This is a genomic window from Nocardia bhagyanarayanae (genome assembly GCF_006716565.1).
Classification (GTDB): Bacteria; Actinomycetota; Actinomycetes; order Mycobacteriales; family Mycobacteriaceae; genus Nocardia; species Nocardia bhagyanarayanae.
In genome coordinates this window covers 796,236-820,696 of sequence record NZ_VFPG01000001.1, presented here as the reverse complement: position 1 = coordinate 820,696, position 24,461 = coordinate 796,236, and the positions used below count along the sequence as shown (strand labels likewise).

General features: G+C 68.2%; 23 protein-coding genes and 1 tRNA gene. 16 read left to right on the top strand and 8 right to left on the bottom strand.

Going from position 1 to position 24,461, the window contains the following annotated elements; all coding sequences use genetic code 11:
- The first annotated feature begins 20 nt into the window (after nucleotides 1-20).
- The 11 genes from FB390_RS03085 to FB390_RS03035 all read left to right on the top strand — a co-directional run bounded on the left by FB390_RS03085 (nucleotide 21) and on the right by FB390_RS03035 (nucleotide 11,481).
- Entirely contained in the window at nucleotides 21-926 is a 906-nt protein-coding gene (locus FB390_RS03085; RefSeq protein ID WP_141807578.1) for a 3-oxoacyl-ACP reductase, read from the top strand.
- Between the two features lie 298 nt (nucleotides 927-1,224).
- Nucleotides 1,225-1,989, top strand: coding sequence for an MlaE family ABC transporter permease (locus FB390_RS03080; RefSeq protein ID WP_141807577.1), 765 nt, complete (start codon nucleotides 1,225-1,227; stop codon nucleotides 1,987-1,989).
- Nucleotides 1,990-1,993: 4 nt separating this feature from the next.
- Nucleotides 1,994-2,845: an MlaE family ABC transporter permease gene (locus FB390_RS03075; RefSeq protein WP_141807576.1), complete on the top strand. Its 852-nt coding sequence runs from the start codon at nucleotides 1,994-1,996 to the stop codon at nucleotides 2,843-2,845.
- A gap of 6 nt (nucleotides 2,846-2,851) precedes the next feature.
- The gene (locus tag FB390_RS03070) at nucleotides 2,852-4,021 is read left to right on the top strand and encodes an MCE family protein (protein WP_141807575.1); all 1,170 of its coding nucleotides are present in this window, start codon (nucleotides 2,852-2,854) and stop codon (nucleotides 4,019-4,021) included.
- The gene (locus tag FB390_RS03065; protein WP_141807574.1) at nucleotides 4,018-5,043 is read left to right on the top strand and encodes an MCE family protein; all 1,026 of its coding nucleotides are present in this window, start codon (nucleotides 4,018-4,020) and stop codon (nucleotides 5,041-5,043) included. Before FB390_RS03070 ends, FB390_RS03065 begins: the two co-directional genes overlap by 4 nt.
- Nucleotides 5,040-6,104, top strand: coding sequence for an MCE family protein (locus FB390_RS03060; protein WP_141807573.1), 1,065 nt, complete (start codon nucleotides 5,040-5,042; stop codon nucleotides 6,102-6,104). Before FB390_RS03065 ends, FB390_RS03060 begins: the two co-directional genes overlap by 4 nt.
- Entirely contained in the window at nucleotides 6,101-7,363 is a 1,263-nt protein-coding gene (locus tag FB390_RS03055) for an MCE family protein (RefSeq protein ID WP_141807572.1), read from the top strand. The genes FB390_RS03060 and FB390_RS03055 overlap by 4 nt, the downstream gene beginning before the upstream one ends.
- Nucleotides 7,363-8,610, top strand: coding sequence for an MCE family protein (locus tag FB390_RS03050; protein ID WP_425465838.1), 1,248 nt, complete (start codon nucleotides 7,363-7,365; stop codon nucleotides 8,608-8,610). Before FB390_RS03055 ends, FB390_RS03050 begins: the two co-directional genes overlap by 1 nt.
- Nucleotides 8,607-10,025, top strand: coding sequence for an MCE family protein (locus FB390_RS03045; RefSeq protein WP_141807570.1), 1,419 nt, complete (start codon nucleotides 8,607-8,609; stop codon nucleotides 10,023-10,025). The genes FB390_RS03050 and FB390_RS03045 overlap by 4 nt, the downstream gene beginning before the upstream one ends.
- On the top strand, nucleotides 10,022-10,996 hold the full coding sequence (locus FB390_RS03040) for a hypothetical protein (protein WP_141807569.1): 975 nt from the start codon (nucleotides 10,022-10,024) through the stop codon (nucleotides 10,994-10,996). The genes FB390_RS03045 and FB390_RS03040 overlap by 4 nt, the downstream gene beginning before the upstream one ends.
- Nucleotides 10,993-11,481, top strand: coding sequence for a h domain protein (locus FB390_RS03035; RefSeq protein WP_141807568.1), 489 nt, complete (start codon nucleotides 10,993-10,995; stop codon nucleotides 11,479-11,481). Before FB390_RS03040 ends, FB390_RS03035 begins: the two co-directional genes overlap by 4 nt.
- Nucleotides 11,482-11,669: 188 nt before the next feature.
- Here FB390_RS03035 and FB390_RS03030 read toward each other — a convergent pair whose 3' ends face one another.
- A complete protein-coding gene (locus tag FB390_RS03030) occupies nucleotides 11,670-12,692 on the bottom strand; it encodes an NADPH:quinone oxidoreductase family protein (RefSeq protein ID WP_246123831.1) in 1,023 nt (340 codons plus the stop codon).
- Between the two features lie 105 nt (nucleotides 12,693-12,797).
- Between FB390_RS03030 and FB390_RS03025 the strand changes: the two genes are divergently transcribed.
- Nucleotides 12,798-13,409, top strand: coding sequence for a TetR/AcrR family transcriptional regulator (locus FB390_RS03025; RefSeq protein ID WP_141807566.1), 612 nt, complete (start codon nucleotides 12,798-12,800; stop codon nucleotides 13,407-13,409).
- A 114-nt stretch (nucleotides 13,410-13,523) separates the two neighbouring features.
- On the opposite strand, the gene FB390_RS03020 is transcribed toward FB390_RS03025, so the two are convergent.
- From FB390_RS03020 to FB390_RS03005, 4 genes are all read right to left on the bottom strand, one after another.
- Nucleotides 13,524-14,978 carry a sensor histidine kinase gene (locus FB390_RS03020; protein WP_141807565.1) on the bottom strand — a complete coding sequence of 485 codons (1,455 nt, stop codon included), beginning with the start codon at nucleotides 14,976-14,978 and terminating at the stop codon, nucleotides 13,524-13,526.
- Nucleotides 14,979-15,076: 98 nt separating this feature from the next.
- Nucleotides 15,077-15,814: a response regulator transcription factor gene (locus FB390_RS03015; RefSeq protein ID WP_141807564.1), complete on the bottom strand. Its 738-nt coding sequence runs from the start codon at nucleotides 15,812-15,814 to the stop codon at nucleotides 15,077-15,079.
- Nucleotides 15,815-15,878: 64 nt separating this feature from the next.
- Nucleotides 15,879-17,468, bottom strand: coding sequence for an alpha,alpha-trehalose-phosphate synthase (UDP-forming) (locus tag FB390_RS03010; protein ID WP_425465837.1), 1,590 nt, complete (start codon nucleotides 17,466-17,468; stop codon nucleotides 15,879-15,881).
- Nucleotides 17,469-17,630: 162 nt separating this feature from the next.
- Entirely contained in the window at nucleotides 17,631-17,822 is a 192-nt protein-coding gene (locus FB390_RS03005; RefSeq protein ID WP_067791289.1) for a hypothetical protein, read from the bottom strand.
- Between the two features lie 183 nt (nucleotides 17,823-18,005).
- Here FB390_RS03005 and FB390_RS03000 point away from each other — a divergent pair, with 183 nt between their 5' ends.
- The 3 genes from FB390_RS03000 (at nucleotide 18,006) to FB390_RS02990 (ending at nucleotide 19,417) form a co-directional block, all read left to right on the top strand.
- Nucleotides 18,006-18,839 (top strand): alpha/beta fold hydrolase, encoded by an 834-nt coding sequence (locus FB390_RS03000; protein ID WP_141807563.1) that lies wholly within the window; start codon nucleotides 18,006-18,008, stop codon nucleotides 18,837-18,839.
- A 152-nt stretch (nucleotides 18,840-18,991) separates the two neighbouring features.
- Nucleotides 18,992-19,234, top strand: coding sequence for an MbtH family protein (locus FB390_RS02995; protein WP_011207082.1), 243 nt, complete (start codon nucleotides 18,992-18,994; stop codon nucleotides 19,232-19,234).
- 111 nt (nucleotides 19,235-19,345) lie between these two features.
- A tRNA-Thr gene (locus FB390_RS02990) sits at nucleotides 19,346-19,417 on the top strand.
- 206 nt (nucleotides 19,418-19,623) lie between these two features.
- Here FB390_RS02990 and FB390_RS02985 read toward each other — a convergent pair.
- The 3 genes from FB390_RS02985 to FB390_RS02975 form a co-directional block, all read right to left on the bottom strand.
- Nucleotides 19,624-21,375 (bottom strand): glycoside hydrolase domain-containing protein, encoded by a 1,752-nt coding sequence (locus FB390_RS02985; RefSeq protein ID WP_246123830.1) that lies wholly within the window; start codon nucleotides 21,373-21,375, stop codon nucleotides 19,624-19,626.
- A 552-nt stretch (nucleotides 21,376-21,927) separates the two neighbouring features.
- Nucleotides 21,928-22,353 (bottom strand): HIT family protein, encoded by a 426-nt coding sequence (locus FB390_RS02980; protein WP_097247837.1) that lies wholly within the window; start codon nucleotides 22,351-22,353, stop codon nucleotides 21,928-21,930.
- A 31-nt stretch (nucleotides 22,354-22,384) separates the two neighbouring features.
- Entirely contained in the window at nucleotides 22,385-22,762 is a 378-nt protein-coding gene (locus FB390_RS02975) for a PH domain-containing protein (RefSeq protein ID WP_141807561.1), read from the bottom strand.
- Nucleotides 22,763-22,987: 225 nt separating this feature from the next.
- On the opposite strand from FB390_RS02975, the gene purD reads away from it, so the two are divergent.
- On the top strand, nucleotides 22,988-24,268 hold the full coding sequence (purD, locus tag FB390_RS02970; protein WP_141807560.1) for a phosphoribosylamine--glycine ligase: 1,281 nt from the start codon (nucleotides 22,988-22,990) through the stop codon (nucleotides 24,266-24,268).
- Nucleotides 24,269-24,461: the final 193 nt, after the last annotated feature.

Below are 24,461 nucleotides of genomic sequence, written 5' to 3'. Positions count from 1 at the left end.
CACGTTCTAAAGTCGGCCCGGTGAACGAAACTGATCTGAGCTTGGCGGGCCGTGTGGCGATCGTGACCGGCGCGGGCGCGGGACTCGGCAAGGCCGAGGCGCTCGCACTGGCGGGCGCCGGCGCCTCGGTGGTGGTCAACGATCTCGCGGAATCCGACGCGGTCGCCGAGACCCTCGCCGAGATCCGGGCGCTCGGCGCCAAGGCGGAGTTCGTCGCGGGCAGCATCGCCGAACGGTCGACGGCCGACGCGCTGATCGGCACCGCGAACGAGGCGTTCGGCAGCGTGGACATCGTGGTCAACAACGCGGGCATCACCCGCGACCGGATGCTGTTCAACATGTCCGACGAGGACTTCGACGCGGTGCTCGCGGTCCACCTGCGCGGCCATTTCCTCTTGTCGCGCAACGCCGCCGCCTACTGGCGCGCGAAGTCTAAGGAGGCGGGCGCGCCGGTCTACGGCCGCCTGATCAACACTTCCTCCGAGGCGGGCCTGCTCGGTCCGGAGGGGCAGGCCAACTACGGCGCGGCCAAGGCGGGCATCACCGCCCTCACTCTCTCGGCTGCCCGCGCTCTGTCGCGCTACGGCGTGCGAGCCAACGCGATCGCGCCCCGCGCGCGCACGGCGATGACCGAGGCGGTGTTCAGCGCGGCTCCCGAGTCCGGCACCGACCCGCTCTCGCCCGATCACGTGGCGCGGCTCGTCGCCTATCTCGCCTCGCCCGCGGCCGACGCGGTCAACGGGCAGTTGTTCGTGGTCTACGGACCGATGGTGGCGCTGATGGCGGCGCCCGTCGTGGAGCGGCGCTTCGATGCCGCGGGCGACGCGTGGGACTCCGGCGATCTCGCCGCCACGCTGTCCGGCTACTTCGCCGAGCGACCTGCGGGGCAGACCTTCTCGGCCTCCTCGCTGACCGAACTCGGCTGATCGCCGGCCGCGCGCCGCGGTCGTCGAAGAGGTAACTGATCAACTGTCCAGCTGTTGATCATGAGTCCGGCACTTGGTAGACATGGGTGACCGGTGTGTGACGCCTCACAAAGGCGTCACCGCCCACGTATGACACACGTTTCATATTCGAGGGCCGTCATCTAGAAAACGTGCAGTTCAAATGTGAAGAAAACCGCACGACGACCATGTGAACATGTTCTAATCAATCCGGCGACGCGGCCATGGTGCCGAGTCGCGCCATGCAGCAGTACGTGCAGTTGAGCAAGGAGGATCGCGGATGAACGAGGTCCTTGCTGTCCCGTTGCGGGCCGTCGGTGGGTTCTTCGAACTCACCGCGGAAGTCGCCCGCGCGAGCGTCCGCAGGCCCTTTCAAGCGCGTGAGTTCATCGATCAGTCCTGGTTCATCGCGCGCGTGTCCATCGTGCCGACCCTGCTGGTCGCGATCCCGTTCACCGTCCTGGTGAGCTTCACGCTGAACATTCTCTTGCGCGAGATCGGCGCGGCCGACCTGAGCGGGGCGGGCGCGGCGTTCGGCGCGGTCACCCAGGTCGGACCGATCGTCACCGTGCTCATCGTGGCGGGCGCGGGCGCCACCGCGATCTGCGCGGATCTCGGCGCTCGAACCATCAGGGAAGAGATCGACGCGATGCGCGTCCTGGGCATCGACCCGGTCCAGCGGCTGGTGGTGCCGAGGGTGCTGGCCTCGATGTTCGTCGCGCTCCTGCTCAACAGCCTGGTGTGCACGATCGGCATCGTCGGCGGCTTCTTGTTCTCCGTTTATCTCCAGGACGTGAACCCCGGCGCGTTCGTCAACGGCATCACGCTGCTCACCCACCTGCCCGAGCTGATCATCTCCGAAGTGAAGGCCGGATTGTTCGGGCTGATCGCCGGAATGGTGGCCTGTTACCTCGGCTTGAACGTCAAAGGCGGTCCCAAGAGTGTCGGTGATGCGGTGAATCAGACCGTCGTCTTCGCCTTCATGGCCCTGTTCGTGGTGAACGTGGTGGTCACCGCCGTCGGCATCAAGTTCACGGTGCGGTGACGCGATGGCCTTCGTGATCCAGTCCCGCTTCCCCCGCGCGGTGCGCCGGGTGCGCCGGATGTCGGATTCGCTGGACGCGGTGGGCAAGCACGCCGTGTTCTACGCGCAGGCGGTGGCCTCGATGCCGCGCGCCCTGATCCACTACCGGACCGAGACCATCCGGCTGATCGCCGAGATCAGCATGGGCACCGGCGCGCTCGCCGTCATCGGCGGCACGGTGGTGATCGTCGGCTTCCTGACGCTGTTCGCGGGCGGCACCATCGCGGTGCAGGGCTACAGCTCGCTGGGCAATATCGGCGTCGAGGCGCTGACCGGCTTCTTCTCCGCTTTCATCAACGTGCGCATCGCCGCTCCGGTCATCTCCGGCATCGGCCTTGCCGCCACCATCGGCGCGGGTTCCACCGCCCAGCTCGGCGCCATGCGGGTCTCGGAGGAGATCGACGCGCTGGAGACCATGGCGATCCGCCCGATCCCGTTCTTGGTCGGCACCAGGGTGCTGGCCGGGATGATCGCGATCGTGCCGCTCTACGCGCTGGCCGTGATCGCCTCGTTCGTGGCGGCCCGGTTCGCGACCGTGGTGATCTACGGGCAGTCGGCGGGCGTCTACGACCACTACTTCTCGACGTTCCTCATCCCGAGCGACATCCTCTGGTCCTTCGCCCAGGCGATCTTCATGGCGTTGGCGGTCATGATGATCCACACCTACTACGGCTATTACGCCGCGGGCGGCCCGGTCGGCGTGGGTGTGGCGGTCGGCAACGCGGTGCGGGCCTCGCTGGTCGCGGTGGTCACGGTGACCCTGCTGATCTCGCTGGCCATCTACGGCACCTCCGGCAACTTCCATCTTTCCGGGTAGGGCGGTATGGAAAAGATCAAGTACAAACTCGCCGGGCTCGGCATGGTGATCGTGTTGGTCGCGGTGGTCGCGATCGCGCTGACCATGTTCGTCGGCGGGTTCACCAAAACGGCCGAGGTGCTGGTCGAAGCGCCGCGCAGCGGCCTGGTGCTCGACCCCGACGCGAAGGTGAAGGTGCGCGGCGTCGAGATCGGCCGGGTCGCCGAGGTGACCCAGCAGGCCGACGGCGCCCGGCTGAAGCTGGCGGTCGATCCCGAGATGCTGAAGCTGGTGCCCGCCAACGCGGGCGTCGACATCAGGTCGACCACCGTGTTCGGCGCGAAGTACGTCAACTTCGTTGTGCCGGAAGAGCCTTCGTCGAATTCGCTGAAGCCCGGCGCGACCGTCGTCGCCGAGAAGGTGACCGTCGAGTTCAACACGCTCTTCCAGCACCTGTCCGACGTGCTCGCCAAGGTGGAGCCCGAGAAGCTGAACGCGACGCTCTCCGCGCTGGGCACCGCGTTGCAGGGCCGCGGCGAGACGCTCGGCGAGCTGCTGGTGAACCTCGACGTCTACCTGCGCGAGATGAACCCGACGCTGCCGACGCTGCAGCAGGATTTCGCGGCCACCGCCGACGTGTCGAACATCTACGCCGACACCGTTGGTGATTTGCTGCGAACCGTGGACAACGCGGTCACCACCGGCGAGACGCTGGTCGACGAACAGCAGGGCCTCGACGACGTGCTCGCCAACGTGGTCGGCCTCGCCGACACGACGGGCTCGGTGCTGCGCGAGAACGAGAACAACCTGGGCACCGCGCTCGATCTGCTGCGCCCGACCACCGCGCTGCTCGAGGAGTACGTGCCCGGCCTGAACTGCATGATCAACGCGATCGGACGGCTGATGCCGGTCGCCGACGCGATGTTCGGCGGCATGCAGCCCGGCGTCACGATGAACACCAACTTCATGTTCGGCGCCGAGCCGTACAAGTACCCGGAGGACCTGCCGAAGGTGAACGCTACCGGCGGCCCGCGCTGCGAGGGGCTCGAGGATCGAGTGCCGGGCAGCCACGCGAACTACGTCGTCACCGACACCAGCGAGGGCGCGCCCTACGTGCCGTCGATGAAGATCGAATTCAACGGCCCCAAGGTGTTCCAGCTGCTGTTCGCCGGGCTGCCGGGGGTGAGCGCGCCGTGAAGAACACCGCGACGACGGTGAAGCTGGCCATCTTCACCCTGGTGATGACGCTGATCTTCGCCGGACTGACCATCGTGTTCAGCCAGATGCGTTTCGCGAGGGAGTACGGGTACCACGCCGTGTTCACCAGCTCCTCGGGCATGCTGCCCGGGGCCAAGGTGCGCATCGCGGGCGTGCCGGTCGGCTCGGTCACCTCGGTGAAGGTGGGCAAGGACAACCTGGCGCACGTCGAGTTCGACGTCGACCGCAAGTACCAGCTGCTGACCAGCACCCGCGCGACGATCAAGTACGAGAACCTGGTCGGCGATCGGTACATGGAACTCCTCGACGGGCCGGGCTCGGCCGACAAACTGCGCGAGGGCGGCACCATCGGCACGGACAAGACCGCGCCCGCGCTGGATCTGGACATGCTGCTCGGCGGCTTCAAACCGCTGCTGCGCGGCCTGGATCCGGGCCAGGTCAACGATCTGACCAACGCGCTCTTGCAGATCTTCCAGGGCCAGGGCGGCACGCTGGTCTCGCTGCTCAACAGCGGCGGCTCGTTCGCCAAGACGCTCGGCGAGCGTGACGCGCTGATCGGCAGCGTCATCGACAACCTGAACGCGGTGCTGGCCACCATCGACGAGCGCGGCGAGCAGTTCGACACCACGCTCACCGAATTGCAGCGGTTGGTCAGCGGTCTGGCCGCCGACCGCGACCCGATCGGCGACGCGCTGCCCAGGATCGCGGGCGCCACCGGCGATCTCACCGACCTGCTCGCGCAGGCCCGCCCGGATCTGCGCGGCACCATCGAGCAGACCGGACGCCTGGCCACCAACCTGGACGACGGTTCCGACACCGTCCAGTGGGTGCTGGAACGGTTGCCGGAGACCTACCGGAAGCTGATCCGCATCGGTTCCTACGGTTCGTTCCTCGCGCTCTACGTGTGCAGCACGAACTTCATCATCGACGGGCCGAACGGACAGCCGCTGCACATCAACATGCCCGGCGGGCAGGAAACGGGAAGGTGTGCTCCGGAATGAACGAGCAGCGATCCCCGGCCGTCACGATCGGCATCGTCGGCATCGTCGTCGCGATAGCGGTGGCGCTCTCGGCGTTGCAGTTCGACCGGCTGCCGTTCATCCGCGGCGGCGCCCTCTACACCGCCTACTTCGCCGACGCGGGCGGGCTGGTGCCCGGCGACCCGGTGCAGGTCGCCGGCGTGCGCTCGGGCCGGGTCGACGACGTCGAGCTGGACGGCGCGAAGGTGCTGGTGAAGTTCACCCTCGACGAGTCGATCATCCTGGGCGACAAGACTTCCGCGGCCATCAAGACCAACACCGTGCTCGGCCGCAAGTCGCTGGAGTTGCTGCCGCAGGGCCAGGGCGCGCTGCGCCGCGACGACACCATCCCGCTGGACCGCACCACCTCGCCGTACTCGCTCAACGAGGCGCTCGGCGATCTGGCGGGCACGGTGCAGGGGCTGGACATGCAGAAGGTCGACGAGACACTGGACGCCCTCTCGGCCACCTTCGCCGACACCCCGGCTCCGCTGCGTTCGGCGCTGGACGGCATCACGCAGCTCTCGCGCAGTATCAACGCGCGCGACGAGGCGCTGTCCGAGCTGTTGCGGCGGGCGCAGAACGTCACCAAGATCCTGTCCGACCGCAGCGCCCAGATCAACGCGCTGCTGCTGGACGGCAACGAACTGCTCGGCGAACTCGACCGCCGCCGCACCGCGATCGGGCAGCTCATCGTCTATGTGAACAGCCTCGCGCAGCAGCTGACCGGTTTGGTCGCCGACAACGAGGCGCAGCTCAAACCGGCGCTGGACCGGTTGAATTCGGTGCTCGGCCTGCTCCAGCGCAACCGTGACAACATCACCCAGGCTCTCGACGGACTCGGTCCGTTCGCCGCCGCGCTCGGCGAGCAGGTCGGCAACGGCCCGTGGTTCAACGCCTACGTGGTGAACGCGACGTCCGTCGGTCTGCAGCCGCTGGTCGACGCGCTGGTGTGGCCGCAGCACCTGCCCGACGATCTACGCAACTTCTTCTTGAACCCGCCACCCTCGATCGGGCCTGCGGTCCAGGAGCCGCCGCGATGAAAATGCCGAAAGTTGTTCAGAAGGGCCCACGTTGGGCGTGGGTGCTCGCGGGCGTGCTGGTCGCCGCGCTGGTGCTCGCGGGCACGTACCGCGGCATCACCAAGATCGGGACCACGACCGTCACCGCGTTCTTCCCGTCCACCACGGGCCTCTACGTCGGCGACGACGTGCGGGTGCTCGGCGTCGCCGTCGGCAGGATCGACAAGGTCGAGCCCGGTCGCGATCAGGTCAGGGTCGAGTTCACCATCGATCGCGGCATCGACATCCCCGCCGACGCGCGCGCGGTGATCATCTCGCCCTCGCTGGTCTCTGCGCGTTACATCCAGCTGGCCCCGGCCTACACCGGCGGGCCCAAGCTGACCGACGGCGCGACCATTCCGATCGAGCGCACGGCGGTTCCGGTGGAGTGGGACGACATCAAGGCCGAACTGTCCAAGCTGGCCACGACTCTCGGCCCGGTCGGTGACGACGAGCAGGGCTCGTTCGGACGCTTCGTCAACACCGCGGCGGACAACCTGGACGGCAACGGCGAGCGGATGCGCGAGACCCTGCGCGAACTCTCCGCCACCCTGAGCACGCTCTCCGACGGGCGCACCGACCTGTTCGGCACCATCCGCAACCTGCAGCAGTTCGTCGAGGTGCTCTCGGCGAGCAACGAGCAGATCGTGCAGTTCGGCGGCAGGCTCGCCTCGGTGTCCTCGGTGCTGGCCGGCGTCTCGACGGATCTCGGTGCGGGACTGGACAATCTGGATATCGCGATGGCCGATGTCAAGCGGTTCCTCGACGGCAGCGGAGCCGAGCTCACCGAGGGCGTGCAGCGACTGGCCGAGGTCACCCAGATCCTGGTGGACAAGCGCCCCGAGCTGGAACGGGTGCTGCACTCGGGCCCGACGGCGCTGGTGAACTTCTACCAGCTCTACAAGCCCGCCCAGGGCACCATCACCGGCGCGGTCGCGCTCAACAACACGGCCGACCCACTGAGCTTCCTGTGCGGTTCGGTGCGCGCGCTGGAGGAGAACGATTCCGATCGCTCCGCCGACCTGTGCGCCACCTACCTCGCGCCGGTCATCGACTCGCTGGCCATGAACTACGTCCCGATCATGACGAACCCGGCCACCGGCGTGCACGCCTTCCCCAACCAGCTGACGTACAGCCCGCCGAGCCTGGCGGAGCAGGCGCCCGCGCCGACGCCGCAGACCGCGCCGATCACCGTGCCGCAAGGCCTTGCGGGCCTGGCCATCCCGGGAGGAGGGCGATGATGCGACCTTCGCGAAAGGCGGCCATCCTCGCGATGGGCATCGCGCTGACGCTCGGCGCCACCGGTTGCCAGTGGGACGGCCTGAACTCGCTGCCGATGCCGGGCGCCGAGGGCACCGGCGAGGGCTCGTACCAGATCCGCATCCAGATGCCGAATGTCACCACGCTGACCCAGAATTCGCCGGTGCGCGTGGACGACGTCCCGGTGGGCACGGTGTCCGGCATCGAGGTGGAGAACTGGCACGCGCTGGTGACCGTCTCGCTGAACCGCGACGTGAAACTGCCCGCCAACGCGGTCGCCAAGATCGGCCAGACCAGTCTGCTCGGCAGCAATCACATCGAACTCGGTCCGCCGACCGACGCACCGCCGGAAGGCGAGCTGAAGGCGGGCGACGTCATCCCGCTGGACCGGGCCGGTGCCTTTCCGACCACCGAGCAGGTGCTCTCCTCGCTGTCGGTGGTGTTGAACGGCGGCGGCGTCGCGCAGCTCGAGACCATCACCCGCGAGCTGAACGCCGCGCTGAGCGGAAACGAGGAAGCGATCCGCGACCTGATTCCGCAGTTGAACGAGCTCACCACCAACCTGCAGGCGCAGACCGGCGACATCATCGCCGCGCTGGAAGGCCTCGATCGTCTCGGCGGGCAGCTGGCACAACAGCGCGACGTCCTCGGCGGCGCGATCGAGCGCATCCATCCGGCGCTGACCGTGTTGGCCGACCGCACGGCGAACATCACCCACGCCATCACCGCGCTCGGTGAGCTCAGCGACGTCACCCAGCGGGTCGTCAGCATGAGCGGGGAGAACCTGAAGGCGAACCTCGCCAGCCTCGAGCCGGTGCTCCAGCAGCTGTCCGACACCGGAAACAACCTCGTCGAGTCGCTGAAGATCCTGCTCACCTTCCCGTTCCCGATGAAGAACATCGACAAGGCGATCAAGGGCGACTACCTGAATCTGTTCATGACGGTGGACATGACGGCCAAGCGCCTCGACTCGAACTGGCTCACCGGCACCCCGCTCGGCGGCCGGTTCGGCGGCGTCGAGGGCGTGGTCGGCAGCTTCGCCCCGCCCACCGCGAGCGACAGCGGCAACCCGGCGACCGGCCCGCTGCAGGCCCCGCCCCCTGGCCAGCAGCCGACGCCGACCATCCCCGGTTTGCCGCCGATACCCGGTCTTCCCGCCATTCCAGGTTTGACCGTGCCGCTGCCGGGGGCGGGAAACACTGCGCCGCAAGGGAGTCCGGGCCGATGAAGCTGACCCGATTCGTCCGCGTTCAGCTCGGCATCTTCGCCGTGCTGACCGTCATCGGCCTGACCATCATGGCGGGCACCTATGTGCAGCTGCCCGCCATGTTCGGCATCGGACGTTACGACGTCACCGTGCAGCTGGCGGCGACCGGCGGCCTCTACCCGCACGCCAACGTCGCCTACCGCGGCACCAATGTCGGGAAGGTGGAGGAGGTTCGGCTCACGCCCGAGGGCGTCGAGGCGAAGCTGTCCATCGACAGCGACTACAAGATTCCCTCCGACGTCGACGCCTGGGTGCGCAGCGTCTCGGCGGTCGGCGAACAGTACGTCGATCTGATTCCCGCGGCGAGCCCCAAGGGCGGCAATCTGGCTGCGGGCGCGGTGATTCCGCAGGATCGCACCAAGCTCCCGCAGGACGTCGGCACACTGCTCGACCAGACCGATCGCCTGCTCTCCAGCGTGGCCGACACGCGGTTGCGGCAGGTCATCGACGAGGCCTTCCGCGCCTTCAACGGCGCAGGCCCGGATCTGCAGCGCTTCATCGACTCCGCCTCGCTGCTCGTGCAGGAGGCGCAGAACAGCACCGAGCCGACCAAGAAGCTGATCGAGCAGATCGGTCCGCTGCTGGACACCCAGATCCGTTCGGACGCGGCGATCCGGTCGTGGACCGCCGACCTGGCCACCGTCACCGATCAGTTGCGCGCGCACGACCCGGCGCTGACCGGCATCCTGCGCGACGGCCCGGCCGCCATGCAGCGGGTGACAACGCAGTTCCAGGATCTGAAGCCGACACTGCCGCTGGTGCTCGCGAACCTGGTCAGCGTCGGACAGGTCTCCACGATCTACCACGCGGGCCTCGAGCAGCTGCTCGTGGTGTACCCGCCGCTGGTCGCCGCTTTGATGACGGCCGTGCGCGGCCCGGTCGAATACGGCGTGCTCGTCGACTTCATGGCCACCGTCAACGATCCGCCGGCCTGCACCACCGGCTTCCTTCCCGAAGATGAGCGCCGCTCGCCGAGCGAACTGGACTTCGTGGACACGCCGCCCGGGCTCTACTGCAAGATCCCGCAGGACTCGCCCATCGAGGTGCGCGGCATCCGCAACACGCCCTGCATGGAATACCCGGGCGTGCGCGCGCCGACGCCGGAGCTGTGCCGCACCGGTTACGTTCCCGAGGGCGACAACCCGCCGTTCGGCCCGCCGCGACCGGTGGCGCCCGCGAGCGGTTCCGCCCCCGAAGGGACCGAGGTCGCGCCCGCGTCGTTCAGCACGCCCGCGGCGGCCAAGTCCTACGATCCGGCCACCGGCGTGTACATCGGCACCGACGGTCGCACCTACCGGCAGGGCGATATCGGACCGGGCGGTTCGGGCACGGTACCGTCGACCTGGCAGGCGATGCTCGAGGAGCAGCAACGATGAGTGAAATCAACGGAGATGCACATCGCGCGCGCAGGCGGGCCAGTCGGTCGGCGGGCCCGCCGGAGGACGCGTCCTCGGTGACGGAGAAGGTCACCGAGCGGGTCGGTGCCGCAGCGGTGCAGGGCGCGGGAAGTGCTGGGGCCGCGAAGGGCGTCGGCGCCGAGAGCGGCGCGACTGTGCGTGAGGCCGATTCCGTCAGCCGGGAGGTCAGGGCCGAGCGCGCCGATTCCGTCGGGCTGACGAAGAGCGTTGGCGCCGAGAGCGCCGATTCGGTCGAGCTGACGAAGAGCGTTGGCGCCGAGAGCGCCGATTCCGTCGGGCTGACGAAGGGTGAGGCGGCGAAGGCCGGTTCGGCCGACTCGGCGAAGGATTCGGATTCCGCCGGTTCGCCATCGGTCGACCTCGGTAAGTCGGAGGCTGCGAAGTCGGCCGCCGCCGATTCCGACGAGCCCGACGACGCGTCCGCGGACTCCTCGCGCGACCAGCTCGGCATCGGACGCATCGTCGCGATGGCGGCGTCGGCGGTCCTCGTCCTCGCACTCGTCGCGGGCGCCGTCGTCTCCACGATCGTCGCGCGGTCGGCCGACGCGCGCGAGCAGCGCCGCACCGAATACGTGCAGACCGCGCGGCAGGCGATCCTGAATCTGACCACCATCCGGGCCGACTCCGCCAAAGAGGACATCGACCGGATCCTCTCGATGGCCTCCGGCCAGTTCAAGACCGAATTCGACGGCCGGGTCGACCCCTTCCTGAGCATCGTGCAGCAGGCCAAGGTCGTCTCCAACGGCGAGATCGTCGAGGCGGCCCTGGAAAGCGACGCCGACGATTCGGCGAAGGTGCTTGTCGCCGCCAAGCAGACCCTGACCAACGCGGGCCAAGCCGAGCCGCAGACGCGGTATTACCGGTTCCGGGTCACCGTGACCCGCGGCGATTCCGGCCTGTCCGCCTCGAATGTGGAGTTCGTGCCATGAGTGGAACACGGGGTTTGATCGTGGCGGGCGCCGCAGGCGCGGTAGCGCTCGCGGCGGTGATCGTCATGGCGATCAATGGATTCGGGTACTGGTCGGACCGGCAGGACGAGCAGGCGCGGCAGGACGCGGTCACCGCGGCCGACCGAGCCGTCTCGGCCATGTTCAGCTACGACTTCGCCAGCGTGGACACCGAACTGCCGAAGGCCGCGGACAACCTGTCCGCCGACTTCCGCGAGGATTACCTGAAGCTGATCACCCAGGCCATCGCGCCGGGCGCCAAGGAGAAGCAGCTCACCGTCAAGGCCACCACCCAGGCGAGCGGCGTGGTCTCCGCCGACCGCGACCACGCGGTGGTGCTGCTGTACCTGAACCAGGTGACCACCAGCAAGGAGTCGCCGCAGGGCACCACCACCGGCAGCCGGGTGCGGGTCACGCTGGACAAGACCGACGACCGCTGGCTCGTGGACGCGGTGACGCCGATCTAGAGCCCTGACGCACGTCTAGCTGTAGGCGGCCAGGACGTTGTTGACACGTGACGGTGTCGTCGAGGCGGGCGGCTCTCCGTTGTGTGCGCAGTTCGCCGAACTGCTTGTAGCGATAAGCCACCATCGGCCTCCGGGGTCAGCGGTGCTTTCTTGTGCGTCATGGAATGGTTCTTCGACCCCGGAGGGGCCTACGCCGGGAGCGATGGTGACGGCAGGAGCGCGAGTTTTCCCACTGTGGTCCGCGCCTCGAGTTCCTGGAGTGCTTGCGGGCCGTCCGACAATTCGCGGGCCGTGGGAGCGCCTGGGCCGAGGACCCCGCTCGCGATGAGGCCGAACATCTCTCCCATCACCTGGCCGAAGATGTGCGGCGCGGACTGGATCAGGCTCCCGATGTTCAGCCCGATGAGGTGGACTTGGTGCTTGTAGACGAGGTCCCAGTTGGTGATCGAAGCCTCGCCGTCGGCGAGGCCGAACACGACGACGCGGCCAGTGATCCGCTTTGCGGCGGCCAGGCTCGCCTCGAAGGTGGCGCCGCCGACCGACTCCAGCACGAGGTCGACGCCCGCACCGTCGGTCAGGCGAAGGACCTCGGTAACAAGTTCGCTGCTGCGTGAGTCCATGAGGTGATCCGCGCCCAGCTTCTTGACCACCTCGTGCTTGTCGGGAGACGCCGCGGCGATCACCGTCGCGCCGTAGTGCTTGGCGAGCTTCACGGCTACTTGACCGGTTCCTCCGGCGGCCGCGTGGATCAGAACCGTCTGCCCCGATTCGAGCTGCCCCAGCGGTTTCAGCGCGGCCAAGGCGGTCGGCCAGGACACGACCAGACCCAACGCCTGCTCGTCGGTCCAACCTGGTGGCAACGACACTGTCCCAGCCGCCATCAGCACGGCGTACTCCGCGAATGCCCCTCCCATGATCGTGACGCCAATGACGTGGGTACCGAGTTCGACGCCGGATACGCCTTCGCCGAGCGCGACAACCTCGCCGGCTGCCTCGATGCCCGCCACGTATGGAGGTTGTGGGCCACCGGCGAACACGCCATGGGACTGCGAGATGTCGACGAAGTTGACGCCCGCGGCGCCAACCCGGATCAGCACCTCGCCCGGGCCGGGAGTCGGAACCGGCGCATCAGGTATCAGGTGAAGACTCTTGGGCCCGTCCAGGGACGACTGCTGCAGGGCACGCATCGTTGCAGGAATGCTCATGACCATCCGATCAGATTTGTTTGTTGATTGACAAATAAACCGTGTCACGAGGCCTGGAGTCGGTCAAGCTAATGTTTATCGAACGACAAAAAAGTATGGAGGCGCACCGATATGGCCAGTCGCGGGCGGCCGCTTACGTTCAACCCCGACACCGCCTTGCAGCAGGCGCTCGAGGTTTTCTGGGAGCGCGGCTACGAGGGCACATCGCTCAGTGATCTGACTCGGGCGATGGGGATTGCGTCGGCGAGCATTTACTCCTACTTCGGCAGCAAGGAAAGCCTCTTCCGTCAGGTCATGGACCGCTACGGCGCGACCGCCGGGGCACCGCCACGCAACGCACTCGACGAGCACTCGGCCGTGCGAGAGGCGATCCACGCCATGCTGCGCGCGACGGTCGACCAGATCACGCGGTCCGACGCTCCGCACTACTGCATGCTCATCCTCGCCGCACCCACTGGCGCGATCGAGAACGAGCCCATCCGCGAGTTCCTGGCTGACATCCGGCGGTCGCAGTTCATGGCGATAAGGGATCGGCTGCAACGCGGGATCGACGAGGGCGAACTCACAGCGAGCGGGGTCGACATCGACGCGGTCGCACGCTTTTACGCCACAATCGTGCAGGGTCTGTCGATTCAAGCTCGCGATGGTGCGACGCGCGCCGAACTGGAAGACGTCGTCACAGGCGCGATGACCGGTTGGCCCGCGCTCACAAGAACCCCGTAGACACTCGTCCTGTGCGCGCTTGGGTGCCGATCGCTCCTCGAGGCTTCCGGCATCATCCGATCATCTGCCAGGCTTACGAAGTTCCAACGTCAACAACCTCCTGGCCGGCAACATCTAGCTGTCGCGGGCCTCGTCCTCGCGCGGCAACCGCACCGTGAAGGTGGCGCCTTCGCCGGGAACACTCGTGACCCGGACCGTGCCGCCGTGCGCGACGACCAGCGCCTGCACGATGGAGAGACCGAGGCCGGTGCCGCCGCTGGCGCGGGCCCGTGAGGTGTCGGTGCGGTAGAAGCGTTCGAAGACGCGGTCGGCCTCCTCCTGCGGCAGGCCCGGGCCGGTGTCGGCCACCTCGAGCAGCACTTCGCCGTCGGCAGGGGTGAGGCGAACCGTCACCGAGGCGTCCGGCGGGGTGTGGGTGAGGGCGTTGTTCAGCAGGTTCGCCAGCACCTGGCGCAATCTGGCCTCGTCGCCCCGGACCTCCAAAGTGCCTGAGCCGGAGTTCACTTCGAGCGCGATCGGACGCCGGGGTCCGTCCGGGTCGGCGGCCGCGGCGAGCGCGCGCGCGTTGTGCACCGCGTCGCTGGCGACCGCGAGCAGATCCACCGTGCCGCTCTCCAGCGGGCGCTGCGCGTCCAGCCTGGCCAGCATCAGCAGGTCTTCGACAAGCAGACCCATCCGCTGCGCCTCGCGTTCGATCCGGTCCATGAACATCGCGGGATCGGTGTTCGCGCCCTGCCGGTAAAGCTCGGCGAAACCGCGAATGGTGGTGAGCGGGGTGCGCAGTTCGTGGCTCGCGTCGGCGACGAAGCGGCGCATCTTCGCCTCGGAACGTTTGGCAGCCGCCTCCGATGCCTCGGTCGCGGCGAACGCCGACTGGATCTGCGCCAGCATGCCGTTCAACGAGCGAGACAGCCGGTCCACCTCGGTGTTGGTGCCGCGCACGGGAACTCGGCGGTGCAGGTCGCCCCTGGCGATGGCCGCGGCGATGTTCTCCACCCGGCGCAGCGGGCGCAGGCTGCGGCGGATCACGAAATACGCGGCCAGTGCCAGCGCGGCGAGCACGGCGGCGCCGATCACCAGTTGCAGCATCATCAGTCGCCGCACGGTCTCCTGGTTCTGGGTGAGCGGCAGCGCGATGGTGGTGGTCGTTTCGTGGCTCTGCACGGTCATCACCCGCCACTGGACGTCGGCGTCGCCCGCCGAGCCCACCGTCACCGGTTGTGGAGACGGGGTATCCGGCAGTGCGGGCGCGGCCTCGACGTCGAAGGGCTGCAACACGAAAGAGCCCGTGCCGTTGTGGTTCTCGGTGAAGATGTAGAACGGGCTCGGCGCGCTGCGCTGATCCGACGGCGGACTCAGCGGCGGGCGGGTCATCCGGACGCGGGTCATCGCGGCATCGCGCAACTGCTGGTCGGTTCGGTTCAGCAGTGACCTTTCCAGCGACGACGTGACCGCCATCCCGGAAGCCACCAGGCCGAGCCCCGCCAGCGCGACGAGTGCGAGTACCAGCGTCACGCGCAGCGGGATCGCGCCGAGTCGCTGCGCGAGCGCATCCCGGAACCGGCGCATCCGGCCTGCTTCGCGGGCCGCCCGGCGCTGCTCCGAGGGACGAGTTCGCTTCGCGGCGGGCGCTTTTCGTTCGCGCTGCGGGTCCGCCGAATTCGCGCTCACTGCCCCTGCGGGCGACCGCGCTGCGGCGCCCGCATCACGTAGCCGACGCCGCGCAACGTGTGGATCAGGCGCTGCTCGCCGGTGTCCACTTTCTTGCGCAGATACGAGACGTAGGTCTCCACCACGCCGACCTCGCCGCCGAAGTCGTAGCGCCACACGTGATCCAGGATGCGCGGCTTGCTCAGCACGGTTCCGGCGTTGACCATGAAGTACCGCAGCAAGGTGAACTCGGTGGGGGACAAGGCGACCGGCTCGCCCGCCTTCCACACCTCGTGGGTGTCGTCGTCGAGCTCGATGTCCTCGAAGCGAAGGCGCGAACTCTCCTTCGCCGGCGCGCTGTGCCCGGCGCGGCGCAACACCACCCGCAGCCGGGCCACCACCTCCTCCAAGCTGAACGGCTTGGTGATGTAGTCGTCGGCCCCGAGGGTCAGGCCCGCCACCTTGTCCTGCACGTCGTCGCGGGCGGTCAAGAACAGGACGGGCACGTCGATGCCGTCGGCGCGCAACCTCGGCAGGAGGCCGAAGCCATCGATGCCGGGCATCATCACGTCGACGATCATCGCCTGCGGACGGAAACTGCGCGCCCGGTCCAGCGCCTGCGCGCCATCGATCGCCGTCTCCACCTCGAAGCCCTGGTAGCGCAGGCTCACCGAGAGCAGCTCGAGAATCATCGGCTCGTCGTCCACCACCAGCACCCTGGCCTCGGGGGACCGCTCCGCGGGCGCACCACTCATGGGTTCATGGTGCGCCACGCGCCTGCGAGAACGCTGGACGATTCCTGGGAACCAGCTGTGGGCGTCAGCGGCTGGGGTTGTCGGACTCCGGGTAGACGTCCTCGTCGGTCAGCAGGGCGCTGCCCGCCACCTGGTCTTGGGCGAGGGCGTCCAGGAAGGCGCGGGCCCAGCGGTCCACGTCGTGCGCGAGGACCTGGCGGCGCAGGGAGCGCATGCGGCGGCGTTTGGTGTCGCGGTTGTCTTCCAGCGCGGAGACGATGGCGTCCTTGACGCTGTCCAGGTCGTGCGGGTTGCACAGGTAGGACTGGCGAAGTTCGGCGGCCGCGCCGGTGAACTCGCTGAGCACCAGGGCGCCGTTGAGTCCGCTGTGACAGGCCACGTACTCCTTCGCGACCAGGTTCATGCCGTCGCGCAGCGGCGTCACCAGCATGACGTCGGCGGCCACGAAGAAGGCGATCAGCTCGTCGCGCGGGATGGGTCGGTGCAGGTAGTGCACCACCGGGTAGCCGACCCTGGCGAACTCGCCGTTGATCCGGCCCACCTGGCGCTCGATGTCGCCGCGCATCTGGATGTAGCTTTCGACGCGCTCGCGGCTCGGGGTCGCCAGCTGCACCATCACGGTCTCGGAGGGATCGACGCGGCCGTCGATCAGCAGTTCCTCCAGCGCGTTGAGCCGGATGTCGATGCCCTTGGTGTAGTCGAGGCGGTCGACGCCGAGCAGGATGTTCTTCGGATTGCCGAGCTCGGCGCGGATCTTGGCCGCCCGTTCCCGGATCGACCGGCGCCGCGAGTGCTCGTCCAGCTCGGCCGAGGCGATCGAGATCGGGAACGCGCCGACCCGCACGGTGCGGAAACCGACCTGCACCACGCCGAGCTTCGAGCGCACGCCGACGGTGCCGCGCGAGGTGGGCTGCCCGGCCAGTCGCCGCGCCAGATACAAGAAGTTCTGCGCGCCGCCCGGCAGGTGGAAGCCGATCAGATCGGCGCCGAGCAGACCTTCGATGATCTCGGTCCGCCACGGCATCTGCATGAACAGCTCGACCGGCGGGAACGGGATGTGCAGGAAGAAGCCGATGGTCAGATCCGGCCGCAGCATGCGCAGCATCTTGGGCACCAGCTGGAGCTGGTAGTCCTGCACCCACACGGTGGCGCCCTCGGCGGCCACCTTGGCGGTCTCCTCTGCGAACCGGCGGTTCACGTTGACGTAGGCGGCCCACCACCTGCGGTCGTAGGTCGGCCGCACGATCACGTCGTGATACAGCGGCCACAGCGTGCCGTTGGAGAAGCCCTCGTAGTAGTCGGTCACCTCCTGCGCCGACAGCGGCACCGGATGCAGCTCCAGGCCGTCCTCGATGATCGGCTCGACCTCGACGTCGGGCACGCCCGCCCAGCCGACCCATGCGCCCTTGTTGTTGCGCAACACCGGCTCCAGCGCGGTCACCAGACCGCCGGGGCTGCGCTTCCAGCGGGTGCTGCCGTCGGGCAGTTTCTCCAGATCGACGGGCAGACGGTTGGCCACAACGACAAAACCCGAACCGGCGCCCTCCGGAGCGATCGATACGGCGAGCGGTGCGCCGGACTCCTGTAGGTCGGGTTCGGGTAGTTCGGGGGCGTGCTGGGAGTCGTCGGACGGCTGTTCGGTCATCTGGTCCACTCACGCATCCTTATTTGGTTGGCGGCGTTCGCGGTGTCTTCGCGGTCACGCGGGTTCCCGGTCGGGCCCGTCGCTCTCGCCGCGGTCACGCGTCGCTGATTCGGCGTTGGAGTTGGTCTGTCGAGTCGACGGCGCCGTTGTCGTCGAGCGAGGGGTCGGGTACTACTCGCCGCGGCCGCTGGGGCCGATGCCGAGCATCGACAGCAGCATCCGGCATTCGTCGGCGTCCTCGGCGTAGGCCGCGACGACCCGCTGCGCCTGACGTGCGGTCTCGTCGGCGAGTGGTTCCAATTCGTCGTCCGCGATATCGTTCGCGCTGCCCTTCGCGGCCATCTTCTTGTCCTCCCGGCTCATTACGCTCGTGCGTACGAATAGTCAATGGTATGCGACGTCCGTTGCCCCGGGCTCGAGAGCCACTTCACGGTATGGAATCGGCGCCGCCGCACCAGTATCCCGCTTCCCCCGTGTGCCTGCTGCACCGTCACCCCCCTGCCTATACCGTGGGGGCGCAGTATCAACCACACGAAAGGGTCCACAATGCCGCTGGCGACGGTGAACGGAATCTCCCTCAATTACCAGGTCAAGGGCGACCGGGCGAAGGGCGCCGACGTCAAGGGCGGCGGTCCGCTCGTCGTGATGATCATGGGCACCGGCAGCCCCGGCCGGGTATGGGAACTGCACCAGGTGCCCGCGCTGGTCGCCGCCGGGTACCGGGTCTGCACCTTCGACAATCGCGGCATCGCGCCGTCCTTCGAGGCGGCTTCCGGCATGACCATCGACGACCTGGTCGCCGACACCGCGGGCCTCATCGAACTGCTCGACGAGGGTCCCGCGCTGGTCGTCGGCACCTCGATGGGCGCGCGCGTCGCCCAGGAACTGGCGCTGGCCCGCCCCGACCTGGTGCGCAAGGCCGTCTTCATGGCCGGGCACGGGCGGCTCGACCAGTTCCAGAAGACGCTCTCGCTCGGCGAGCACGATCTCGACGCCAGCGGCGTCAAACTGCCGCCGAAGTACGAGGCCGCGGTGACCGCCGTGATGAACCTTTCGCCCGCCACGATGGCCAACACCAACTCCGCGCGCGACTGGCTCGACCTGTTCGAATTCACCGGTGGACCGGTCACCCCCGGCATCCGCGCGCAGCGCAAGATGGACCACGATTTCGACCGCGTGCAGGCCTACCGCGCGATCTCGGTGCCGTGCCTCGGCATCGGATTCGCCGACGACCGGATGATCCCGCCGTACCTGACGCGGGAGGTGGCCGACGCCATCCCCGGCGCCCGCTACCAGGAGATCCCCGACGCCGGGCACTTCGGCTACCTGGAGCGGCCGGAGGCGGTCAACAAGATCCTCCTGGATTTCTTCGCGGCCTGAGGTAACCACCTACACGTAACGTCTCCCTTGCTAGGGTCGACACAACGCTCGGGGAGTTCTTCCGGTGTACGACTCGTGATCAGCACGGTCGCCGCGCCGGACGGACCCTGGAGCAGATCCCGTACACAGCGCCAGTATCCAGTGAGGTGAAATTGAGCACCAACCCCTTCGATGACGAAGACGGCCGCTTCTTCGTCCTGGTCAACGACGAGGAACAGCATTCCCTGTGGCCCGCGTTCGCCGAGGTTCCGGCCGGATGGCGAGTCGTGTTCGGTGAGGACAGCCGCGCTGCCTGCGTCGAGTACGTCGAGAAGAACTGGACCGATATGCGTCCGAAGAGTCTGCGCGATGCGATGGCCGCCGACGACGCGGCCCGACAGGGCGCCCAGTCCTGACCCGCGGTATCCGATACTGCGCCGGGACATCTCGTTGAGCCGCCACCGCGTGACACCGTAAAGCCGGTGTCACGCGGCGGGCGAGCCCGGCTATGATTGGCACCGCTTCTCGCCTCCTTAGCTCAGTGGTAGAGCACTCGCCTTGTAAGCGAAAGGTCGTCAGTTCAATCCTGACAGGGGGCTCGTAGACCCGAAGGGCGCTCGGTTTTCGAACCGGGCGCCCTTTTTGCATCCGCTGCGCGGCTGAACTCGAATAGAGGGCGCTCGGTTTCGAACCGGGCGCCCTTCGTGCATCCGCCGCGCGGCTGAGCGCAGTGGTAGAGGCTCTGTCGCTCAGACCGGACGCGCCGACCGGGGTTCCCGGTATGCGGCGCGTGGTCTGTGCTCTCTCAATCGCGGTCGGGCAGGGGCATGTCGGGGCCGTCGTTGCCGAGCAGGGCGACGGTGTCGCGGCGGCCGGGCCAGTAGATGGTTCCGTGCTCGAAGCGCTGGTACGCGCCGCCGTCGAAGGCTTGCTCGTCGGCGAGGGGCCAGCCGAGCGGGCCGTTCTCGAAACCGGAACGATTCCAGCGGTCGCGGATCGCGCCGTGCACCCAGACCGGCGCGCGGTCGGCTCCGTAGCGGAGGTACAGCGCGCCGCCCTGGAAGCCCTGGACTTCGCCGAGTTGGGCGCCCGCCGCGTCGGTGAGGATGGTCCGGTCGGTGATCGGCCAGCCGAGCGGGCCCGCTTCCCAGCCGAGTTCGGCGAACTTGGCGAACAAGCGCGTTGGAATGGCGTGCGCGCCGGTGTTCGGGTGCCAATAGACCTGGCCGTTCTCGAATTCGGCGCGGCGGCCGACGCCGTCCGGGGTCGGGATCTCGCCCTGGGTGAGCCGCCTGCCGAGCCACGGCGCGGCGGCGGCCGCGTCGTCGATGGCGTTGGGCTGGCCGGGCGGGGGCCCGCCGCCCGCGTACTCGTTGACGAAGGTTTCCAGCCGGTCCCAGATGAAGTTGTAGCCGACGTCGGTGTGCGTGCCGATTCCCAGCTCCTCGGTGACGTACTTGTGGTCCGAGATGCCCTCGCCACGCCAGTACGGCGGCGGGATGACGACCGGCTCGAAGTCGTATTTGCGCGCGTCCTGGACCGCGAGCCACGCGGCGATCCGGACATCGTGCTCGCGTTCCAGCCACTGCGCCCTGCTCCACCCCGCGCGAGATCCGGCGAAGCACAGGTTGATAGTGAACGGGTTGGCGTCGAGCACGCTCCAGCTGGCGTAGTCGGTGTCGACGACGTCGCACACGATGCCGTCGCGCACGGTGTAGTGGTAGGAGACGCCGTTCGCGGTGTTGTTCAGGTAGTTCGCCAGCGACTCCGCGGTGCCGTTGCCCTCCTGCGTGTGCAGCAGGAAGTTCGTGACGCGTGCGCCGTGCCGGCTGCTGCGCGAGTTGCCCATCCGATCGAGTTCGACGTACTCGGGTTTGGCCACCGGCCCCGGCGCGCGGTCGACCGACCATTGCCCGTAGTCCGCGGCGTATATGTCGTTCACGTCGACGGATGTGCCGTCGATCTTGGGACCGGGTGTCGACGGGGTGTCGACGATGCGCTGATACAGCGAAATCCCCTCGGCGATATCGCCTTCCGACCACGCCTTGGTCTGCCAGGCCCAATACCGCCCCGGCGTGGTCGACCGCCCGACGACGCCGTCGCGAATCGCCCACAGGCACACCTCGTCGTGGCCGTAGACGCCGGTCCACTCCTGGCCGATGGCGTTGTTCACGCCGCGAAAGAAGTGCACCGCCTTGGTGTTCCAGGTGTGCTCGTCGATGTCCTCGTCGACGGCGAAGTAGATCGGGCAGTAGCCGGGCCCGCCCGCGGCGAAGTGCCGTTCCCTTGCCTCGTGGCCCATCCGGGCGCCGCCCTCGAAACCGAGGGTGTAGTCGGAAGGGGCATCGGGATTGCCGGGCTTGCCGTACTGCCAGATCGAGACGATGTCTAGGCCCGCGGCGCGGATGCGGTCGGCGTACTCGCGGGTGAGCGGCTTGGCCCCGAAGTTGGAGCCGGGGCGCGAGGTCGAGACGTAGGCGAGCACCGCGACGTGCCCGGCGTTCCGGATGGCTTGCGGGTCGATCTGTCGTGCTGCGTAATCCACTGCTGTGACCATCGTTGCCCTCCACGGCGGTTGGGAAATCCGGTACTTGCGAGGTGCGCGGCGGACCGGCTTTCGGCAAGTCGACATACTGCGACATGCGTCGATCGTCCGGGCGCGGACGGTGGATCGCCGTTTCGGTGCGGAGCCGAGCGTGCCTGAGTCACGGAGGACTACCGCTGAGCGGCCGGGGCGGAGATCTTCGAAAGTGCGGGGCGTGAAGGCACCTTCGGCGCTGGATCAACAGCGCTCCGCGCGGTGCGGTTCGCCGACGGTCGGTAGTCGGTCGGCGACGATCGGTCTTCTGCGACCGGGAAGGAGCTTCCGGAGAAGCCGCGAAGGTGTTGCCGGAGAGGGGAACTGCTCGTGGTTATCGCCCATGACACCACTCGTTTCGTGCGGACCTGCAAAGTCTGAACGCCGTCTTCGAGCAACGGAACGGTTACCCCTAGAAGTGTAGAGCAGTGCGGCTGCGGGACAGGGCAGTTCGTTGAACAGTCATGAAAGCGGTAAAGGGCGCTCGGTTTCGAAAACCGAGCGCCCTGCGTCGCGTGGGTTGTCGTGCGCTCAGTCGGGCACGTTGGCCCCGTGCCCCAGATCCCGCAGCGCCTGCTTGATCTTGGCCTGCGCCTCGTCCAGCGACTCCGGCGACGGGTTGGGATCCGCGCCGGAGATGTCGAAGTCGCCGAGGCTGTAGGCCGGGAAGACGTGCACGTGCAGGTGCGGCACCTCGAGGCCCGCGATGAGCAGACCGGCGCGCGGCGCGTCGAACGCGGCGCGCACCGCCTTGCCGATCTGCTGCGCGACGCCGTTGAGCCGCGCGAAGGTCTCGGCGTCGATGTCCTGCCAGTGGTCGATTTCCTTGCGCGGCACCACCAGCGTGTGGCCCTGGGTGACCGGCGCGATGGTCAGGAAGGCGACGAATTCGTCGTCCTGCCATACGAATCGACCAGGGATCTGACCTGCGATGATCGCACTGAAGACGGAAGCCATATCGGCAGCGTAGTCCGCAGGCGGCCGCGCGCTACACCGCCACGAAGTGCGACAGGATGCCCTGCACCTCGTAGATGTCGACCTGCCGGTTGAACCGCTTCTGCAGCGGCTCGTGCGTGCCCGCGATCCAGATGACGAGCTCGGCGTCCAGATCGAAGGTGCCCGCCGTCTCCACCGCGAAGTGCGTGATCGAGCGGTAGGGGATGCTGTGGTAACTCACCTTCCTGCCGGACAGGCCCTGCTTGTCCACCAAGATCAGGCGGCGGTTGGTGAACAGGAGGGCGTCGCGCACCAGCAGGTAGGCGGAGTAGATCTGCTCGCCGTTGCCGAGCAGCTTCGCGTACTCCTGCTGTGCCTGGCCGGGATCTATGCGCCCGGCGTTGCCCATCAGTCCGTCGATCAGACCCATGATCTGTACGTCCTTCGCGGTGGGGGAGGCGGTTCGGCGGATGGTTCCGAACCCTCCCCACCCATGATCCACGGGGCGTGGCCGCGAGGGGCGAAAGGCGACAATCGAATTCGCGATGGGACGGCGAGCGGTCGCCGAACGCCGGGCGAACGGCCGTCGAACGCGAGCCGACCAGAAGGCCGATGCCCGACGGGGCGGGTAGTCGCTTCACCTAAGCTGTTGGCCGTGCGCGTACTCGTCATCGGTTCCGGAGCCCGTGAACATGCCCTCGTCCTCAGCCTGCGCCGCGACCCCGCGGTGAGCGCGCTCTACGCCGCGCCGGGCAACGCGGGCATCGCGCAGCACGCGCAGGTGCGTCCGGTGGACCCGTCCTCGGCCGAGGCGGTCGTCGCGCTGGCCACCGAGCTGGCCGCCGACCTCGTGGTGATCGGGCCCGAGGTGCCGCTGGTGCTCGGCGTCGCCGACGCGGTGCGCGCGGCGGGCATCGCCTGCTTCGGCCCGTCGGCCGCGGCCGCCAGGATCGAGGGCTCGAAGGCCTTCGCCAAGGACGTGATGGCGGCGGCCGGCGTGCGGACCGCGCACAGCGAGATCGTCGACAACCCCGCCGAGCTGGACGCGGCGCTGGATCGTTTCGGCCCCACCTGGGTGGTCAAGGACGACGGTCTCGCCGCGGGCAAGGGCGTCGTGGTGACCGCCGACCGGCTCGCGGCCCGCGATCACGGCGCCGAACTGCTCGAACAGGGCCACCCGGTGCTGCTGGAGTCGTTCCTCGACGGCCCGGAGGTCTCGCTGTTCTGCCTGGTCGACGGCGAGACCGTGGTGCCGCTGCTGCCCGCGCAGGATCACAAGCGCGTCGGCGACGGCGACACCGGCCCGAACACCGGCGGCATGGGCGCGTACACGCCGCTGCCCTGGCTGCCCGAGGAGACCCGCACCGCCATCGTCGAGGACGTGGTGAAGCCGGTCGCCGCCGAGATGGTGCGCCGCGGCTGCCCGTTCTCCGGTCTGCTCTACGCCGGTCTCGCGATCGGCGCGGCCGGGCCCGCGGTGGTCGAATTCAATTGCCGCTTCGGTGATCCCGAGACCCAGGCGGTGCTCGCCCTGCTGGAGAGCCCGCTCGGCGAGCTGCTGAACGCGACCGCGACCGGCACCCTCGCCGACGTCCCCGCGCCGCGCTGGCGGGACGGTTCGGCGATCACCGTGGTGGTCGCCGCCGAGAACTACCCGGGCCGTCCGCGCCTGGGCGACGTGATCACCGGTGCGGGCGAAGGCGCGCCCGACGACGCCGCCGCCGTGCTGCACGCCGGGACCACGCTGCGTGAGGACGGCGCGCTGGTCTCCTCGGGTGGACGCGTGCTGAACGTCGTCGGCGTCGGCGCCGATCTGGCCGAGGCCCGCGCCAAGGCCTACGACCGCATCGCCTCGATCAAGCTGCCGGGCAGCCACTACCGCACCGACATCGGCCTCGCCGCCGTCGAAAACCGCATCGCTGTCCCGACTCGGTAACCGAACTTCGCCGGAACGCGGCCTAGTACCCCATCCGAACTGGTTGGACACGAATCCGACCCATGGTCAACCTCACCCGGCCCACCGCGATCAAGGTCACCCTCGGTCGGCCCACCGGGCACACGGGTCGGGTGAGCGAAGGTCACGTCCAGTCGGTCTGGCGGGGTGAAGGGTGCCTTCGGTCGGTTACCGC

Coding starts and splice junctions, on each gene's coding strand:
- FB390_RS03080 (WP_141807577.1), top strand. CDS start 1,225: ATGAACGAGGTCCTTGCTGTCCCGTTGCGGGCCGTCGGTGGGTTCTTC.
- FB390_RS03075 (WP_141807576.1), top strand. CDS start 1,994: ATGGCCTTCGTGATCCAGTCCCGCTTCCCCCGCGCGGTGCGCCGGGTG.
- FB390_RS03070 (WP_141807575.1), top strand. CDS start 2,852: ATGGAAAAGATCAAGTACAAACTCGCCGGGCTCGGCATGGTGATCGTG.
- FB390_RS03060 (WP_141807573.1), top strand. CDS start 5,040: ATGAACGAGCAGCGATCCCCGGCCGTCACGATCGGCATCGTCGGCATC.
- FB390_RS03055 (WP_141807572.1), top strand. CDS start 6,101: ATGAAAATGCCGAAAGTTGTTCAGAAGGGCCCACGTTGGGCGTGGGTG.
- FB390_RS03050 (WP_425465838.1), top strand. CDS start 7,363: ATGCGACCTTCGCGAAAGGCGGCCATCCTCGCGATGGGCATCGCGCTG.
- FB390_RS03045 (WP_141807570.1), top strand. CDS start 8,607: ATGAAGCTGACCCGATTCGTCCGCGTTCAGCTCGGCATCTTCGCCGTG.
- FB390_RS03040 (WP_141807569.1), top strand. CDS start 10,022: ATGAGTGAAATCAACGGAGATGCACATCGCGCGCGCAGGCGGGCCAGT.
- FB390_RS03035 (WP_141807568.1), top strand. CDS start 10,993: ATGAGTGGAACACGGGGTTTGATCGTGGCGGGCGCCGCAGGCGCGGTA.
- FB390_RS03030 (WP_246123831.1), bottom strand. CDS start 12,692: ATGGTCATGAGCATTCCTGCAACGATGCGTGCCCTGCAGCAGTCGTCC.
- FB390_RS03025 (WP_141807566.1), top strand. CDS start 12,798: ATGGCCAGTCGCGGGCGGCCGCTTACGTTCAACCCCGACACCGCCTTG.
- FB390_RS03020 (WP_141807565.1), bottom strand. CDS start 14,978: ATGCGCCGGTTCCGGGATGCGCTCGCGCAGCGACTCGGCGCGATCCCG.
- FB390_RS03015 (WP_141807564.1), bottom strand. CDS start 15,814: ATGAGTGGTGCGCCCGCGGAGCGGTCCCCCGAGGCCAGGGTGCTGGTG.
- FB390_RS03005 (WP_067791289.1), bottom strand. CDS start 17,822: ATGAGCCGGGAGGACAAGAAGATGGCCGCGAAGGGCAGCGCGAACGAT.
- FB390_RS03000 (WP_141807563.1), top strand. CDS start 18,006: ATGCCGCTGGCGACGGTGAACGGAATCTCCCTCAATTACCAGGTCAAG.
- FB390_RS02985 (WP_246123830.1), bottom strand. CDS start 21,375: ATGGTCACAGCAGTGGATTACGCAGCACGACAGATCGACCCGCAAGCC.
- FB390_RS02980 (WP_097247837.1), bottom strand. CDS start 22,353: ATGGCTTCCGTCTTCAGTGCGATCATCGCAGGTCAGATCCCTGGTCGA.
- FB390_RS02975 (WP_141807561.1), bottom strand. CDS start 22,762: ATGGGTCTGATCGACGGACTGATGGGCAACGCCGGGCGCATAGATCCC.